The following is a 15,483-nucleotide window of genomic DNA, read 5'->3' on the forward strand; positions in this document are numbered from 1 at the left end:
ATCCATCAAAATGAATCGATAAATTTTTCCGACTGAATATTCAACACAATATCCCAATGTTTAAATTGCACTTGCTCATCATGCAAATCTGCAACCAACAAAGGCCATTGTTTGGCATCACCAGAAACACTAAGTTGCCATTGTTGCGCATCTAGTACCGTTAATTCAATGGCAGGAAGCATCTCATCACTTCGACTATGATTCAGCAAAATAGCCAAACGCAAAAGCAGACTTAAATATACGAGCTTGATTCCGCCCACTTTCATCACATCATTTTTGGCTTCCGCGCGGAGTTTACGACGGTGATGAGCGACCAAATGTGACAAATAATTTTGGTCAATTTGCGAAAATCCCGGAATGTCGGAATGTTGTAACAAATACGCCCCGTGACGATGATAACCGGCATGACTGATGGCTAAACCAATTTCATGTAAATACGCTGCACGACGCAGTAAATCACTGTCATCACTGTTCAGTTTTAAAGATTTTCGTACGCTATCAAACAGTTTTTGTGCAGTTTCCACCACACGCTCAGCCTGTTTCGGGTCGGCACCATAACGCCCCATCAAGGCTTGTACACTACGATCTCGCACATCTTCATGTTGGAAACGACCCAATAAGTCGTACATGACGCCCTCACGCAATGCGCCGTCTGAATAGACCAGTTTATCGATATTCAGCACGTCAAAGACCGCATAAAGAATCGCAACACCCGCAGGCAATACCGCACGGCGATCTTCTTTCAGCCCTTCAAATTCCATTTCTGAAATGTGTTTATATTTTAAAAGTTTGTCTTTGAGTTTATCTAAGCCGGCACGGGTCAGATTTTCCTGATCATCACTCCAGCCCATATTGACTGCAATTTGACGACAGGCTTTGATGGTACCACTTGAACCGACCACGGTATCCCAGCCCGCAGCTTTATAAGTATTGACCAAACCTGAGACTTCTTTACGTGCCGCTGTCATGGCTTTTTCAAACGCTTTTTGACTGATTTCGCCATTTTCAAAAAACGCTTTGGTAAATGCCACACAGCCCATTTGTACAGATTCAGTATGAATCGGTTCGAACTCTTCCCCAATGATCAGTTCGGTTGAGCCGCCACCAATATCAATCACCAAACGACGACCTGAATTGGCCATGGTATGCGAAACACCCAAATAAATCAGACGTGCTTCTTCACGCCCTGCAATAATTTCAATGGGTTTCGGTAAAATTTCTGCAGCTTTTTGGATAAACTCATGTCCATTTTTGGCTTGGCGTAAAGCATTGGTCGCCACAATCCTTAAGCGTTTCGATTGAACTGAACTTAGACGCCCTACAAATCGTGCTAAACATGCTAAACCGCGTTGCTGTGCAGCTTCCGTTAAATTTTTATTTTCATCTAAGCCTGCAGCGAGTTGTACTTTTTCTGACATCGATGCGACTTTTTTCACTTCGCCATGATCGACACGTGCAATGGCCAAATGGAAACTGTTCGAGCCCATATCAATGGCTGCAAGTAATTCTTCATCAATCAAAAAATCAGACATTATTTAGACAAGTTTATCCAGAATTGTGCTTAGATTAATTCACATGCCTATAATTGAAAAGTCATTTGTTCGGACAATTTCATCAGATTGACATTTTTATCTAAACTGATCACTTCTGATCCTCCGATCATCGATATCGTGAGCATCAATTGGACAAATTCACAATTAAGATCGAAAATTTACGCATTCCCCTACTTTGTTAAAGAGGTCTATGTAATACTTATATTCATAGATAGACCATCTTTAAAAATATATTTGGAGCACTTTCCATGTCTGCGAACATCGTAAATACAACTGATGCGAACTTTGAAGCTGATGTTTTAAAATCTGAAACGCCTGTACTTGTTGATTTCTGGGCAGGCTGGTGCGCACCGTGTAAAGCAATTGCACCTGTACTTGAAGTGCTTTCTACCGAATACGAAGGCAAAGTGAAAATTGTGAAAGTTGACGTAACCACGTGTGAACAAATCGCTGTTGATTACAACATCCGTAACATCCCTGCACTTTTGATGTTCAAAAACGGTGAAGTGGTTGCACAACAAGTGGGCGCTGCACCGAAGTCTAAATTGGCTGCGTTCATCGAAGAAAATATCTAATTTTCGATTTCGAATTTAGATTAAAAAAGCGCTATTTTAATAGCGCTTTTTTTCATGCTTAAATTGACAAAGCCCCCCATCTCACTTATATTGCTTATTCAAGAAATACGTGGATCATTCTTCCCTCTTTCTTACAAGACACAAAACATAAGATCGCCGCTCGGCTAAAGAAATTGTTTTTACACATTTCTCCTCGAAAGAACTTACTAGATTCTGAGTTTGTTATTGTGCAACTTCAATTGCTACTCTTTTCTTGCACTGCGGACGACTTTTGCTTCTTTTCTACCGTGTACCACACATCCTTAATTCAATCTGACCATTTATGAACTTAACTGAACTCAAGAAAAAACCAATAGGCGAACTCATCAAAATTGCTGAGTTCATGGGCCTAGAAGGAATGGCACGTAACCGCAAGCAAGACATTATTTTCGCAATTTTGAAACGCCATGCTATGAATGGTGAAGAAATTTTTGGTGATGGTGTTCTTGAAATTCTTTCTGATGGTTTTGGCTTCCTACGTTCTGCAGCTGGCTCGTATCTAGCAGGTCCTGATGATATCTACGTCAGCCCATCGCAAATTCGTCGTTTTAACTTACGTACTGGTGACACCATTACCGGTACGATTCGTCCACCGAAAGAAGGTGAACGTTATTTTGCTTTACTGAAAGTCAATCAAATCAACTACGACACGCCTGAAAACTCACGCAATAAAATCTTGTTTGAAAACTTAACTCCATTGTTCCCAACAGAACAAATGATTATGGAGTTAGGCAACGGTTCGACTGAAGATTTGACTGCACGTGTAGTGGACTTGGTTGCCCCAATTGGTAAAGGTCAACGTTCAATTATTGTTGCACCGCCAAAAGCCGGTAAAACGATGTTGATCCAAAACATTGCCCAGTCGATTGTACGTAACAACCCAGAAGTGATTCTGATTGTTCTTCTGATTGATGAACGTCCTGAAGAAGTGACCGAAATGGAACGTACGGTTCGCGGTGAAGTCGTTGCATCGACTTTCGATGAATCGCCTGCACGTCACGTTCAAGTGGCTGAAATGGTGATTGAAAAAGCAAAACGTTTGGTTGAACACAAAAAAGACGTTGTAATTTTACTCGACTCGATTACTCGTTTGGCTCGTGCATACAATACTGTGATTCCATCTTCTGGTAAGGTGCTTACAGGTGGTGTGGACGCGCATGCTTTAGAGCGTCCAAAACGTTTCTTCGGTGCTGCACGTAATATTGAAGAAGGGGGTTCACTCACCATCATTTCAACTGCCTTAATTGAAACAGGCAGTAAAATGGATGAAGTGATCTATGAAGAATTCAAAGGTACAGGTAACCAAGAGATTACCCTTGATCGCCGTATTGCTGAAAAACGTGTCTTCCCTGCAATGAACATTAAGAAATCAGGCACACGTCGTGAAGAACGACTCATGTCTGAAGACAACTTGCGTAAAGTCTGGATTCTACGCAAATTGCTTCATCCGATGGATGAATTGGCAGCCATGGAATTCTTACTTGATCGTATGAAAGAAACCAAAACCAATGATGATTTCTTTGATCAAATGAAGCGTAAAGCGACCAATTAATTCATAGTATGAATTATCTAAAAGCCATCATTTATGATGGCTTTTTTATTAGGTTGACTTTTTTTACATAAATACACATTTAACGGTTTTTTCTGTAAAGTTAATTGACGATTTTTGCGAAAAATTAAATCGTTTATAAAAACATCATATCTTATAAAAGCTTAGTTTGCTTACAGGCTATTTAAAAGTCCAAATTAATTGTAATTATCTGTTAAAAAATGATCAATTTTTTGTATTTTTCATCACTTTTTTTGCATTGCCTAGTAGTATTTAAAAATGCACAGTGATAGCATGTCGGCATACCAGTTAGGCTGAACCATGCCTTATTAAGCTGACCAAAATCAGACATAATAAAAGCACACAACAGACTAACTCCGGTTTTTTATGTCTCTAATTTTTATGAGAGTGATGCCATGTTATTCAAAAAAATCGCTATTGCTGCTGCCGTTGCTACTACTTTAGCTTTCGTTGGTTGTGCTAAAAAAACTGAAGAAGCTGCTGCTGACGCTAACGCTGCTGCATCTGAAGCTGTTGAAGCTGCATCTGAAGCTGTTGTAGCTGCTGACGCTGCTTCTGCTGCTGTTGCTTCTGAAGCTACTGCTGCTGCTGACACTGCTGTTGCTGCTGCATCTGAAGCTACTGACGCTGCTGCTGACGCTACTGCTGCTGCTTCTACTGCTCAATAATAATCGCTTTAGATTATTATTCGAAAAAAGAGAACCTTGGGTTCTCTTTTTTTATGCCTAAAAATTGTGAGTTAGACCTTATAAAATAAAAACAACAAGATCTAATCACTCACACCTATACGCATAAAAAAAAGCCCCGAATAGCGAACTATTCGAGGCTTCTGATCAAATCAATTAATCAACTTGTTCTGTACCAACACGTTGTCTAAATTTTTGACCTGCACGGAATGTCACTACACGACGTGCCGAGATTGGGATTTCTTCCCCTGTCTTAGGATTTCGACCTGGACGTTGACGTTTGTCACGTAGTTCAAAATTACCAAAACCTGAAAGTTTGACGTGCTCACCCGCAATTAATGCCTGGCTAATTTCATCAAAAAACAACTCAACCATTTGCTTAGCTTCACGACGGTTTAAACTCGTCAGCTCGCTCAAATGATCAGCCATTTCTGCTTTTGTTAATGCTGTCATGAGGCCCTCAATGTCGCTTGGTAAGTGTCTTGCAACACTTGAATAATGTGATCCATACCGGATTTGATTTCAGCATCTTCAAGTGTTCGTGATGGATGCTGCCAAAGAATTGCAAATGCCAATGAGCGTTTGCCCTCTTCAACACCTTGACCCGTATACACATCGAACAACCAAGTAGAGTCTAAAAGCTCACCACCTGTTTTTTCGATAAGTTGCTGAATTTCACTAACATTAATCTTATCACTAATTAAAAGCGCAATATCACGTCTAACCGACGGAAATCGTGATAATTCTGTAAAATTAGATACATAAGTTTGCAAAACAGCCGATTGATCGATTTCTGCCACCCAAGTTGTGCTCAAGTCGAGGGTTTCTTCAAGCGAAGGGTGTAAACGACCCAAGTAACCCACAGATTGACCATCGATCAAGATTTCAGCCGATTGACCCGGATGCAACCACTCACGCTCTGAACGTACGTATTCAACTTGGACACGAGCAGAAGCAAAAATTTCTTCAACTTCACCTTTTAAGTCAAAGAAATCCATTGGCTGAGCTTTGGCATGCCAAGATTCTGCTGTTTTTGGACCTGTTGCAATCATGGCCAAAGTTGGGATTTGTTTAAGATCATGAATGCTTGCTGCATCTTGATAATCAAAACGCAAGCCCAATTCAAAGAAACGAACACGGCTTTGTTGACGGTTCACGTTGTATTGCACACATGGAATCAAGCTTGAAAGTAAAGTTGAACGCATGACAGCCAAATCACTTGAAATTGGGTTTGCCAATGCCAATGGATTTACGCTTGGGTTCAATTGTTTTTCAAGTTTCAAATCCGCGAAGCTAAAGCTGATCGCTTCTTGATAACCCAAAGTCACCAGAGTTTGGCGTAATTGTGGCAATTCGAATTGATCTTGATGTTTTGCCAATTTAACATCGATCACAGGCAAGCTGATTTGAATGTTGTCATAGCCGTGAATACGCGCCACTTCTTCAATCAAATCTTGGTAAATCGCCATGTCATAACGATGTGATGGTGGAACAACAGACCATTGCCCTTCTGCTTTGACCGTAACTGCACAACCTAAACGCTGTAGAGCATCAGTAATAAAGTTTGATTCAACTTTATAACCTAAAAGTTGATCCACTTGTGCTTGGTTCAGTTCAATCGCTTCGCGTGTCGGTAATAGCGCCGCATTTTCAGCAACCGTGATTGGACCAAACTCACCGCCTGCAAGCTCAGCAATCAACTGAGATGCACGGTGCATCGCGATCATTGGTAATTCGAAATCGACACCACGCTCATAACGTTGCGAAGCATCAGTATGCAAACCAAATTTACGTGCACGACCTGCAATTGCAAGCGGTGCAAAGAATGCAGACTCAAGGAAGATTTCAGTCGTTGCATCGGTCACAGATGAAGATAAACCGCCCATGATCCCTGCAATCGCCAATGCTTTCACATCATCTGCAATCACCATTACATCTTCAGATAATTCAACTTCTTGTTCATTCAACAACGTCAGTTTTTCAGCAGCCGTTGCTTGACGCACATGTACTGAACCTTCAACTTTACCACCATCAAATGCATGTAAAGGTTGACCGAGTTCCATTAATACGTAGTTGGTGATGTCGACCAAAATACTATGCTGACGAATCCCTGAACGTGCCAAAGCGCGTTCCATCCACTCAGGTGTCGCTGCTTTGGTATTTACATTTTTAATCACACGACCTAAGTAACGTGGGCAACCCTCAGTTTCCACCACGACCTTTTTCTCATCAGAGATCGTTGCCGTCACTTCTTTGATTTCAGGTGCAACCACAGGCAATTGGTTAATTACCCCAATTTCACGTGCAATCCCACGAATACTAAAACAGTCACCACGGTTCGGCGTGATGCTGATGTCAATCACGTTGTCATCTAGGTTTAAATATTCACGGATATTCTGACCTACAGGTGCATCGCTTGGTAACTCCAATAGACCATCGATTTTATCTTCAAGGTCAATTTCAGAAGCACCACACAGCATGCCTTGTGATTCAACACCACGAAGTTTGCCTTTTTTGATTTTGAAATCACCTGGTAATACAGCACCAATGGTTGCTACTGGGGCTTTCATACCTGCACGTACATTTGGCGCACCACAGACAATTTGTAAAGGCTCAGCTGTACCGATATTCACAGTCGTTACGCGTAGACGGTCTGCATCAGGATGTTGTTCTACGGTGAGGACTTCTCCAACAACCACACCGGTGAATGGTTTCGCCGCAGGTGCAAGTTCGTCAACTTCAAGACCCAACATCGTCAATTGGTCTGACAAAGTATCACTATCGATAGCAGGGTTCACCCACGTGCGTAGCCAATTTTCGCTAATTTTCATACATTCATTTCCTGAATCTCCCCTAGCTGTGCATTTCAACAGTTCCGCCCATTCTTGCGTGAGTTTTAAAAGCAGTGCTTTAAAACCCACTCAGGGGGATTTAGGGGGATTTTAAAATCCAAAAATAATCTATTTTCCTCTTAACCCATTTCAGGGAGAGGTTTAAAAGTCTTAAGCAAACTGGCGTAAGAAACGCACATCGTTTTGGAAGAAAAAACGTAAGTCATTCACGCCATAACGTAGCATTGCAAAACGCTCTACACCTAAACCAAATGCAAAGCCTTTATATTTTTCAGGGTCGATGCCAGCAGCTTGTAATACATTCGGATGCACCATACCGCAGCCCAACACTTCCAACCATTTGCCACGCTCATCCATAATATCCACTTCTGCACTCGGCTCTGTAAATGGGAAATAAGATGGACGGAAACGGACTTTCAAATCTTTTTCAAAGAATTCGTTGAGCAAATTAATCAACAAACCTTTCAATTCAGCGAAGCTTGTGTTTTCTGCGACATACAAGCCTTCGATTTGATGGAACATTGGAGAATGGGTTTGGTCAGAGTCACAGCGATAAACACGGCCTGGACATACGATGCGAATCGGGGGTTGTTGCGTTTCCATCGTACGCACTTGCACACCTGAAGTATGGGTACGTAGCAGATGGTTCACGTCAAAATAAAACGTGTCATGCATTGCACGTGCAGGGTGATGACCCGGAATATTTAAGGCTTCGAAGTTGTGATAATCATCTTCAACTTCAGGACCTGTCGCAACAGTAAAACCTGCTTTGGTAAAGAACTGGCAAATACGATCTTGCACTTGCGTCACAGGATGGATGCTACCCGCAGTTTGACCACGACCTGGCAATGTAATATCAATTTGTTCACTTGCCAGTTTTTGTTCTAACGCTGCTTTTTGTAATGAAGCTTGACGCTCCGTTAAAGCACCAGTGATCGCTTCACGAACCGCGTGAATTTGTGCACCGAAAACTTTACGTTCTTCAGGATCCATTTTACCCAGTGCTTTCGATTGTTCAGCAAGCTGGCTTTTTTTACCCGTAAACTGCACTCGAACTTGGTCAAGTGTAGCAAGGTCCTCTGCTGCTGCAATTGCAGCGAGCGCTTCAGTGGTCAGGGCTTCCAGTGACATAGTAACTCTCAAAGCAACGATTTTAGAAAAGAATATAACCCGTTATTCTAACAGTTTTTATGCAGTTGGATGAAGCTTCCGCGACAGTAAATCGACAAGAAAATGTGTTTGTAAATTTGATTGGTATTTTGAATTATAAAAAGGATAAGATAATGTGACTGTCACACTAAAAGAGAAGCTATGGCACTCGACCCGATTTGGAAACAACAGCTCACGCTCGTCACCTATGGTAATGAATTTTTAAGTCAAGATTTAAGCTTTAACGCATGGCTTAAACATTCGATTTTTAATCAACATTATTTTGCATTTCGTGATTTAAATTCACAGCATTTGTTGGCGCAACATTTCCAAGTGTGGCTTGAAGGCTTAAAAAAACAAGGTGTCAGCCGAATTAGTCTACATAATTCAAGCCTGTTGCTGGATGAAAAGAATCCCAACCCGAATGTAGAATTGCTTCCTTATGCGCATTTTATCGTGAGTCATTTGGGTCATCATAAAACTGCATGGATTTTTGGTAAAGAATTGGCGGAGTGGTATACCGCTGACAATGATTATGAAGTGCCTACTGCTCAAAAAATTAGTACGCGCATTGAAACGTTGTGGCGCTACGAGCTAAATACCAGCCATGCCAAACGGGTCGACGCTGACTTACAACAGCCGAATTGGGAAGACATACAGGTCTATACTGACAATGAATTGTTTGATCAAAAAATTGCACAAGGTTTAGTCCCTGCTGTGGCGTTGGGTGAGTCGTATTATGGTTATAGAACATCGAAAATGGATGAGAATCCAATTCAAAACAGCCTCGATTTACCGCTTTTGCCCAACGACTATAATGCAGCTTATGCTCATGAAACCTTAATTCGCCTTGAAGCCCTAGATCAGGCTTTAGAGAAAAAACTTAAAGCTCCTGTCAATGAATTGGGCGAAGCGCTGTCTTCAGAAGAAATTCTCAATATTCGTCACTTCAAGCAAAAGCTTGAAGATTTAACGGCGAAGTTTGTGACCAAAGTGGCGAACCACTATAAAACTGCACGTGTGCGGCCTGCACAAGTCAGTTCACCGCTAGATGAACCTGCATCACCCCAATCCAAGCAAAAACGTTTCTTTAATGATTTGGAACCTAAAAATAGAGCCGTAGCCACCAAGTCAGGCAAATCAAGCGTGTTTACTTTGATTTTAATCACAGCAGCCATTTGTATTTGTGCGTATTATTTCGGCTTATGATATTTCTCTAGAAAATGATGAATATCATTTACCGATCTTAATCGAATCCAATGAATGTGCGACCATTCATTGGATTGCATCATTTCTAGATATTGTTTTCGATTTTTTCGATGCGTCTTCATCATCCACAAAATAATAGATTCGCGGCTGAATAACTTTTTAAAGGTCTCTTGATTATTCGAACTGTTCCATAATTTTTGTTTTGATACCGCTCTGTATATTGCTCTTTTTACAGCACGATACACATTTACATGAAAAGGCAAATCCAACCAAATAATTGTATCAATGTCTTTCCACTTAATGTGTTTGGTTCGGGTGTAATTGCCATCAATGACATATCCATCTGATGCTTGATCGATTTTCTGCTGTAATTTTTTAAAAAATGCCTGATCAGACGACTCTTGCCAATCATCTAACCAAAACAAATCATCCAATTCGATATAACTTAAATTCAGCTGCTGTGCTAATGCTTTGGAAAACGTACTTTTACCTGAAGCAGATGTGCCTACCACATTGATTCTTTTCACAGCAATTCCTTCACATTAATTTTATTTTATATTCAGCCAAATAAGTCTCTTTAATCATAAAATAAATCATCTTCATCAATATTGATAAAGTTCGGCTGTGGCATTTTTTCAAATTGCACAGCAGATATTAAACTTAAATTTTGCATGTGAGCTTTCGCAACTCGATGCATCCCATCCATCACTCTTCCTTCAGGACAGAGAATAATCGGGTAAGCTAAGTTAGCCTCTTGGATTAATTTAAAATGCTCAATCAATTCAAGGGTGTTGGGATACCGTTTCGGAAACCAATAGGGCTCATGGAGCTCTTTGATCTGATCGAGTGAGACTTCAATGACAGGTAAATGTCTACTTAAAGCAATAAGTTGATCAACATCCCAAATATAGGTGTCTTCACCGACTTTTCTAAAATGATATTGCTTTCGCATCTACATATAACCTTTTATCCAAACTCATGAGCTTGCATCAGTTTAAATGAAATAAAAAAAGACCGCTAAAAAGCGGTCTTTTTTAAGTCATAAAGACTTATGCAGCTAATGCGCTTTTCGCTTTTTCAGCGATCGCAGCAAATGCAACTGCGTCATGCATAGCGATGTCTGCAAGTACGCGACGGTCGATAATCACTTGCGCTTTTTTCAAGCCAGCGATCATACGGCTGTACGACAAACCATTTAGACGAGCACCAGCGTTGATACGTGCAATCCACAAAGCGCGGAATTGACGTTTCTTTTGACGACGGTCACGGTAAGCATATTGGCCAGCTTTGATTACAGCTTGGAACGCTACGCGATATACGCGTGAACGAGCACCATAGTAACCTTTAGCACGGTCAAGAATTTTTTTATGACGACGATGCGCCTGTACACCACGTTTTACACGAGCCATTTATAAATCTCCTTAGATGTATGGGCACATACGGCGAACTGAAGCAACGTCACTTACGTGAACCATTACACAGCCGCGTAATTGACGGATACGCTTAGCAGATTTTTTGGTCAAAATGTGGCGTTTGAACGCTTGTTTACGCTTAAAACCGTTTGCAGTCGCTTTAAAGCGTTTAGCTGCACCACGGCGAGTTTTCATCTTAGGCATAACAACCTCTTTTGAACACCTGTTCGGAACGTTTGCACCATTGCAAAAACGACCTGCAGGTAAGGGAGCGAATATTCTAAAGCATCTATGTTCAAAACAAAAGCAGATAAACCAAATTAACTGATTATTCTGACGAGTCATCTTTCTCTATTCTCAGCAATGTAAATACATTCTGATGCAAATCATTTCAACGATTCAGCAGTATACTGCTGAACATCAAAACAACAGTGGACGTCTATGAACCCTGCACAGGATGCATTTGCCGCTTTACGCTATCGCGACTTTTCCATCATTACCCTCAATCAATTTTGTCTGACGCTTGCCATCCTTATTCAAGAAATTATTGTGGCTTACTCCCTCTATCAAATTACCAAAGACCCACTCACACTGGGGTTTATTGGTTTGGCAGAAGCGATTCCCTTTATTGGGTTATCGCTGTGGGGTGGTTATGTCGCTGACCGTTTTAACAAACAAACCATCATGAAAATCTGTTTGTTTTTTGCGATTCCCATGCCTCTCATTTTATATAGTCTGTTTCATTTTTATGGCTTAGGGCAGATTGGCGTCAGTACGTTGTCTTGGGGCATTTACGCCGTCATCTTTGGCTTAGGGACGATTCGAGGTTTTTACAATCCCTCTGCAACCTCTTTAAAACCTTTTCTGATTCCGCGTGAACTGTATGCCAATGGTGCCACTTGGACGACTATCGGCTGGCAAAGTGGTGTGATCATTGGGCCGATGCTCGGTGGCTTTATGTTGGCTTTTCTAGGTCGTGAATACAGTCTACTGAGTGTGGCTGTCTTGGTGAGCGTTTGCTTTATTTTGGTCAACTTATTACAGAAACGTAGTTTCCCAAGCATTGAAACTGACAATATTTTAAAGAGTCTAGGTGAGGGATTCCGTTTTATTTGGAAAACCAAGATTGTGTTATGGGCCATTTCCCTCGATTTAGTTTCAGTGCTTTTTGGTGGCGTGATTGCCCTTCTGCCAATTTTTGCTGAAGATATTTTAAAGGTTGGTCCCGAAGGACTCGGTTATTTACGTGCTGCACCTTCGATCGGTGCATTAATCACCATGATCGCACTTACCAAATTTCCACCGACGCAAAAGGCTTGGCGCAATATGCTATTGGCAGTCGCAGGCTTTGGTCTATTCACCCTGCTGTTTGCCTCTTCCAATATCATGTGGTTGTCACTATTTGCTTTGGCGATGACGGGCGCTTGTGACAGTATTTCGGTGGTGGTGCGGCAAACGATTTTACAGATTTACCCCCCTGAACAGATGCGAGGGCGTGTGGCTGCTGTGAATGGGATGTTTGTATCATCCAGCAATGAACTGGGCGCTTTTGAATCCGGACTCGCAGCTAAATATATGGGTCCGATTATGGCTACCGTGTTTGGTGGCTGTATGACCATGGCGGTAGTTGCCATCAGTTGGATCAAAACCCATGATTTATTTAGCGTAGATATTCGTGATGGATCAAAATCCGACTAATCTGTTATTTGCGAGTGGAGCAAATTCCGTCATACTCGCAGCAAAATCAAATTGATTTATTTTTTGCCGTATCAAACTCAAGAATAAAACTATGAAACCAATATTCTGCTTATCTTTATTGCTCTGTTTTGCAAGCACTGCAACGCACAGTAAAGTGAATAGCAAAGACAACGCCGCACAGCAACTTGCAGTACAACGTTCAACTGCTGAAGCTGCGCATTTGACCACCCGTATTCAATGGCTCAAATTTCCACAGCTGAAATATTCAGATGCAGATTTGAATGGGCTGGATCGTTTTGCCATTGTGCGTGTGAAGGCAGATGAATCGGGTAAAGTCATCAGTGCGACCGTAAAAGAAAGTACTGGTTTAAAAAGCCTCGATGACAGATTGGTGCAAGCGGTGTTAAAAGCCAAGACCAAGCCTGCACAGAAAAATGGCAATGCGGTTGCCATGGTGGGTTATCAGTCGTTCACCTTCAATTTAACAAAAGACCCAGCGGATCGTTGCCAGTTTAAATTTGACTCCAAAAACTGGATCAAACAACAGGCACAGCAAAAGACACCATTTAGCTATCAAACTCAGCCTGAACTCGACATCAGTAGTGAAGACTTAAATGGTTATGATCGTCGCGTCAAATTCAGCTTTAAAGCGGATAAACATGGCAATGTTAAAAAGGCCAAAATCAGCAAAGGTTCAGGACGCTATGAACTCGATCAACAGGTCTTAGAGGCCGTGCAAAATGCCAAAGTCGACGTGCCACGCAAATACTGGATCTATAAAAAATCTCATTTAAAAGATGAGATTCAATTTAAGCTAGATGAGTGTAAGCAATAAACTGGATAGATCCAAAAAAAAAGAGGCGTTAGGCCTCTTTTTTTTATGCTGAAATGTGAATACCTAGAGTCCGAATTTCTTTTTGGTTTTCTTATATTCTGAAATTGACCATACCATCGCGAGTGCCATCAGTGCATAACGCGTCAAAGAATAACGCATCGTAAGCGGTTCAACCGCTTGAGCAATAGCTTGATGGTTTTGCCCAGTCATGCTTTCCACCAACACTTGAACATGAACAGCTTCACCAACCAACAACAGTAAACATGCCACCAAACCCACAATAATGCTCGCATAAATTTTGGCATTATGTTCGATCACTTTGGCGAAATTTAAGATAAAAGCTTTCATGATGAATCCACTCATAGGCAATAAAAAAACCACCCATCAGGTGGTTTCACTGTGTTGCGCTATTTTATCACATTCACACTGTGCTTTCAGAGCAGATGCCATTACTCGGTTTATTTCAACTGAATCAAAAGTGCCTTTTGTACAGCAGGACGTGCAGTTAAACGCTCTATATAATCTTTCACCTGTGGGTAATCCTCTAAAGCAATACTTTGCCACTCATGGCGCAATAACCACGGTAAAATCGCCATATCCGCAATCGAATATTCACCTGCCACATACTTCTGTCCAATCAGGTGTTTATTCAGCACACCATACAATCGCTTGGTCTCATTGATATAACGCTCAGCTGCATAGGCAATTCGTTCAGGCGCGAATTGATTAAAATGATGGTTTTGACCGAGCATTGGCCCAAGCCCACCCATTTGCCACATCAACCACTGCTCAACCTCCACCCGCGCCAATTCGTCGCTTGGGTAAAATAATCCGGTTTTACGCCCCAAATATTGCAAGATTGCACCGGACTCAAACACCGAAATCGGCTCACCGTTTGGACCATCCTGATCCACAATGGCAGGGATTTTATTATTGGGAGAAATCTTTAAAAAATCAGCTTGGAACTGATCATCTTGCAAAATATTAATAGGGAAAATTTGGTAATCTAAGCCCATTTCTTCAAGTGCAATGGTAATTTTATGACCATTGGGCGTTCCCCAATAATATAAGTCAATCATATTGAATCCTGATTTGTTGTAAGCGTCGTTGTTGGATTTTGCAACATTTATAGCATGTTTAATGTGGTGAATGGATATAAGAATTGCGTATAAGCACTGAAACTTAATCCCCAAGCATCCCCCAAAAAAAATTAAAAAAAGTTTAAAAAATATTCTTGAAAAATTTTGAGCTATCCCGATATTAGAATCACAGCAAGGATCATTGGATCTTGCTCAAACACTGTCGGTGCCATGCACAACAGTTTAAATCTTGTTTTTATAACTTTGCTGACCTCAGGAGGTTCTATCAATGAGTAATATCAGTCTTACTCCACTGTTCCGTCGTAGTATTGGCTTTGACCGTTTAAATGATTTGTTTGACTATGCCATGCAAAGTGAAACACCGAATTACCCTCCCTATAACATCGAAAAAGCAGGCGACAACCAATATCGCATTGTGGTGGCGACCGCAGGATTTAAAGAAGAAGAGTTGGCGATTCACTTGGAAAACCAAGTGCTGACCATTACCGGCAAACCTGCTGAACAAGAAGCAGATAGTACCGTAGAGTTGCTACACAAAGGCATTGCACGTCGTTCTTTTAAATTGTCTTTAAGACTTGATGAACACATTGAAGTGCAACATGCCAACTATGAAAATGGTTTATTGAGTGTGGAATTGCAACGCATTATTCCTGAAGAAAAAATGCCGCGCCAAATTCCCATTGGTCGTAAACTCAGTCCTGCTGCAATTGAAACCGACGCAGCTTAATGTATCGCTACAATAAACAAAAAAAGACCAGCACTGTGCTGGTCTTTTTTTTATGATCGATTGAACAGTTAGTCTTTA

The 15,483-nt window shown here is 41.3% G+C and carries 17 protein-coding genes; 7 read left to right on the forward strand and 10 right to left on the reverse strand.

The genetic code is table 11. From position 1 onward, the window contains the following. Positions 1-5: 5 nt before the first annotated feature. Positions 6-1,532, reverse strand: coding sequence for an exopolyphosphatase (gene ppx, locus G8D99_RS12600; RefSeq protein WP_166326455.1), 1,527 nt, complete (start codon positions 1,530-1,532; stop codon positions 6-8). A gap of 269 nt (positions 1,533-1,801) precedes the next feature. Here ppx and trxA point away from each other — a divergent pair, with 269 nt between their 5' ends. The 3 genes from trxA to G8D99_RS12615 all read left to right on the forward strand — a co-directional run bounded on the left by trxA (position 1,802) and on the right by G8D99_RS12615 (position 4,405). Next, a complete protein-coding gene (gene trxA / locus G8D99_RS12605; protein WP_166326457.1) occupies positions 1,802-2,128 on the forward strand; it encodes a thioredoxin in 327 nt (108 codons plus the stop codon). 322 nt (positions 2,129-2,450) lie between these two features. Continuing rightward, entirely contained in the window at positions 2,451-3,719 is a 1,269-nt protein-coding gene (gene rho / locus G8D99_RS12610) for a transcription termination factor Rho (RefSeq protein WP_166326459.1), read from the forward strand. A gap of 413 nt (positions 3,720-4,132) precedes the next feature. Further along, on the forward strand, positions 4,133-4,405 hold the full coding sequence (locus tag G8D99_RS12615; protein ID WP_166326461.1) for a hypothetical protein: 273 nt from the start codon (positions 4,133-4,135) through the stop codon (positions 4,403-4,405). Between the two features lie 174 nt (positions 4,406-4,579). Here G8D99_RS12615 and G8D99_RS12620 read toward each other — a convergent pair whose 3' ends face one another. The 3 genes from G8D99_RS12620 to pheS form a co-directional block, all read right to left on the reverse strand. Next, the gene (locus G8D99_RS12620; RefSeq protein WP_035265376.1) at positions 4,580-4,876 is read right to left on the reverse strand and encodes an integration host factor subunit alpha; all 297 of its coding nucleotides are present in this window, start codon (positions 4,874-4,876) and stop codon (positions 4,580-4,582) included. Then, positions 4,873-7,254 (reverse strand): phenylalanine--tRNA ligase subunit beta, encoded by a 2,382-nt coding sequence (pheT, locus tag G8D99_RS12625; RefSeq protein WP_166326463.1) that lies wholly within the window; start codon positions 7,252-7,254, stop codon positions 4,873-4,875. The genes G8D99_RS12620 and pheT overlap by 4 nt, the downstream gene beginning before the upstream one ends. Before the next feature lie 171 nt (positions 7,255-7,425). Next, the gene (pheS, locus tag G8D99_RS12630; protein WP_166326465.1) at positions 7,426-8,406 is read right to left on the reverse strand and encodes a phenylalanine--tRNA ligase subunit alpha; all 981 of its coding nucleotides are present in this window, start codon (positions 8,404-8,406) and stop codon (positions 7,426-7,428) included. 180 nt (positions 8,407-8,586) lie between these two features. On the opposite strand from pheS, the gene G8D99_RS12635 reads away from it, so the two are divergent. Further along, positions 8,587-9,633: a hypothetical protein gene (locus G8D99_RS12635; RefSeq protein ID WP_166326467.1), complete on the forward strand. Its 1,047-nt coding sequence runs from the start codon at positions 8,587-8,589 to the stop codon at positions 9,631-9,633. On the opposite strand, the gene G8D99_RS12640 is transcribed toward G8D99_RS12635, so the two are convergent. From G8D99_RS12640 to rpmI, 4 genes are all read right to left on the reverse strand, one after another. After that, positions 9,618-10,160 carry an AAA family ATPase gene (locus G8D99_RS12640; protein WP_166326469.1) on the reverse strand — a complete coding sequence of 181 codons (543 nt, stop codon included), beginning with the start codon at positions 10,158-10,160 and terminating at the stop codon, positions 9,618-9,620. The two genes, G8D99_RS12635 and G8D99_RS12640, sit on opposite strands and share 16 nt — an antisense overlap. 50 nt (positions 10,161-10,210) lie before the next feature. Beyond that, complete coding sequence (locus tag G8D99_RS12645) at positions 10,211-10,585, reverse strand: hypothetical protein (RefSeq protein ID WP_166326471.1); 375 nt, start codon at positions 10,583-10,585, stop codon at positions 10,211-10,213. A gap of 97 nt (positions 10,586-10,682) precedes the next feature. Continuing rightward, the gene (gene rplT, locus G8D99_RS12650; protein WP_166326473.1) at positions 10,683-11,042 is read right to left on the reverse strand and encodes a 50S ribosomal protein L20; all 360 of its coding nucleotides are present in this window, start codon (positions 11,040-11,042) and stop codon (positions 10,683-10,685) included. Positions 11,043-11,054: 12 nt separating this feature from the next. Continuing rightward, positions 11,055-11,249, reverse strand: coding sequence for a 50S ribosomal protein L35 (gene rpmI / locus G8D99_RS12655; protein WP_004278281.1), 195 nt, complete (start codon positions 11,247-11,249; stop codon positions 11,055-11,057). A gap of 237 nt (positions 11,250-11,486) precedes the next feature. Here rpmI and G8D99_RS12660 point away from each other — a divergent pair, with 237 nt between their 5' ends. Both G8D99_RS12660 and G8D99_RS12665 read left to right on the forward strand, forming a co-directional pair. Then, the gene (locus G8D99_RS12660) at positions 11,487-12,743 is read left to right on the forward strand and encodes an MFS transporter (RefSeq protein WP_166326475.1); all 1,257 of its coding nucleotides are present in this window, start codon (positions 11,487-11,489) and stop codon (positions 12,741-12,743) included. 91 nt (positions 12,744-12,834) lie between these two features. Continuing rightward, positions 12,835-13,578 carry a TonB family protein gene (locus G8D99_RS12665; RefSeq protein WP_166326477.1) on the forward strand — a complete coding sequence of 248 codons (744 nt, stop codon included), beginning with the start codon at positions 12,835-12,837 and terminating at the stop codon, positions 13,576-13,578. A gap of 63 nt (positions 13,579-13,641) precedes the next feature. Here G8D99_RS12665 and G8D99_RS12670 read toward each other — a convergent pair whose 3' ends face one another. Continuing rightward, complete coding sequence (locus G8D99_RS12670; protein ID WP_166326479.1) at positions 13,642-13,926, reverse strand: hypothetical protein; 285 nt, start codon at positions 13,924-13,926, stop codon at positions 13,642-13,644. Positions 13,927-14,036: 110 nt separating this feature from the next. Then, positions 14,037-14,657, reverse strand: coding sequence for a glutathione S-transferase N-terminal domain-containing protein (locus G8D99_RS12675; protein ID WP_166326481.1), 621 nt, complete (start codon positions 14,655-14,657; stop codon positions 14,037-14,039). 289 nt (positions 14,658-14,946) lie between these two features. On the opposite strand from G8D99_RS12675, the gene G8D99_RS12680 reads away from it, so the two are divergent. Continuing rightward, positions 14,947-15,405, forward strand: a complete 459-nt coding sequence (locus G8D99_RS12680; protein WP_166326483.1) for an Hsp20 family protein — start codon at positions 14,947-14,949, stop codon at positions 15,403-15,405. Positions 15,406-15,483: the final 78 nt, after the last annotated feature.

Origin of the sequence: Acinetobacter lanii (assembly GCF_011578285.1) — a bacterium.
GTDB lineage: Bacteria > Pseudomonadota > Gammaproteobacteria > Pseudomonadales > Moraxellaceae > Acinetobacter > Acinetobacter lanii.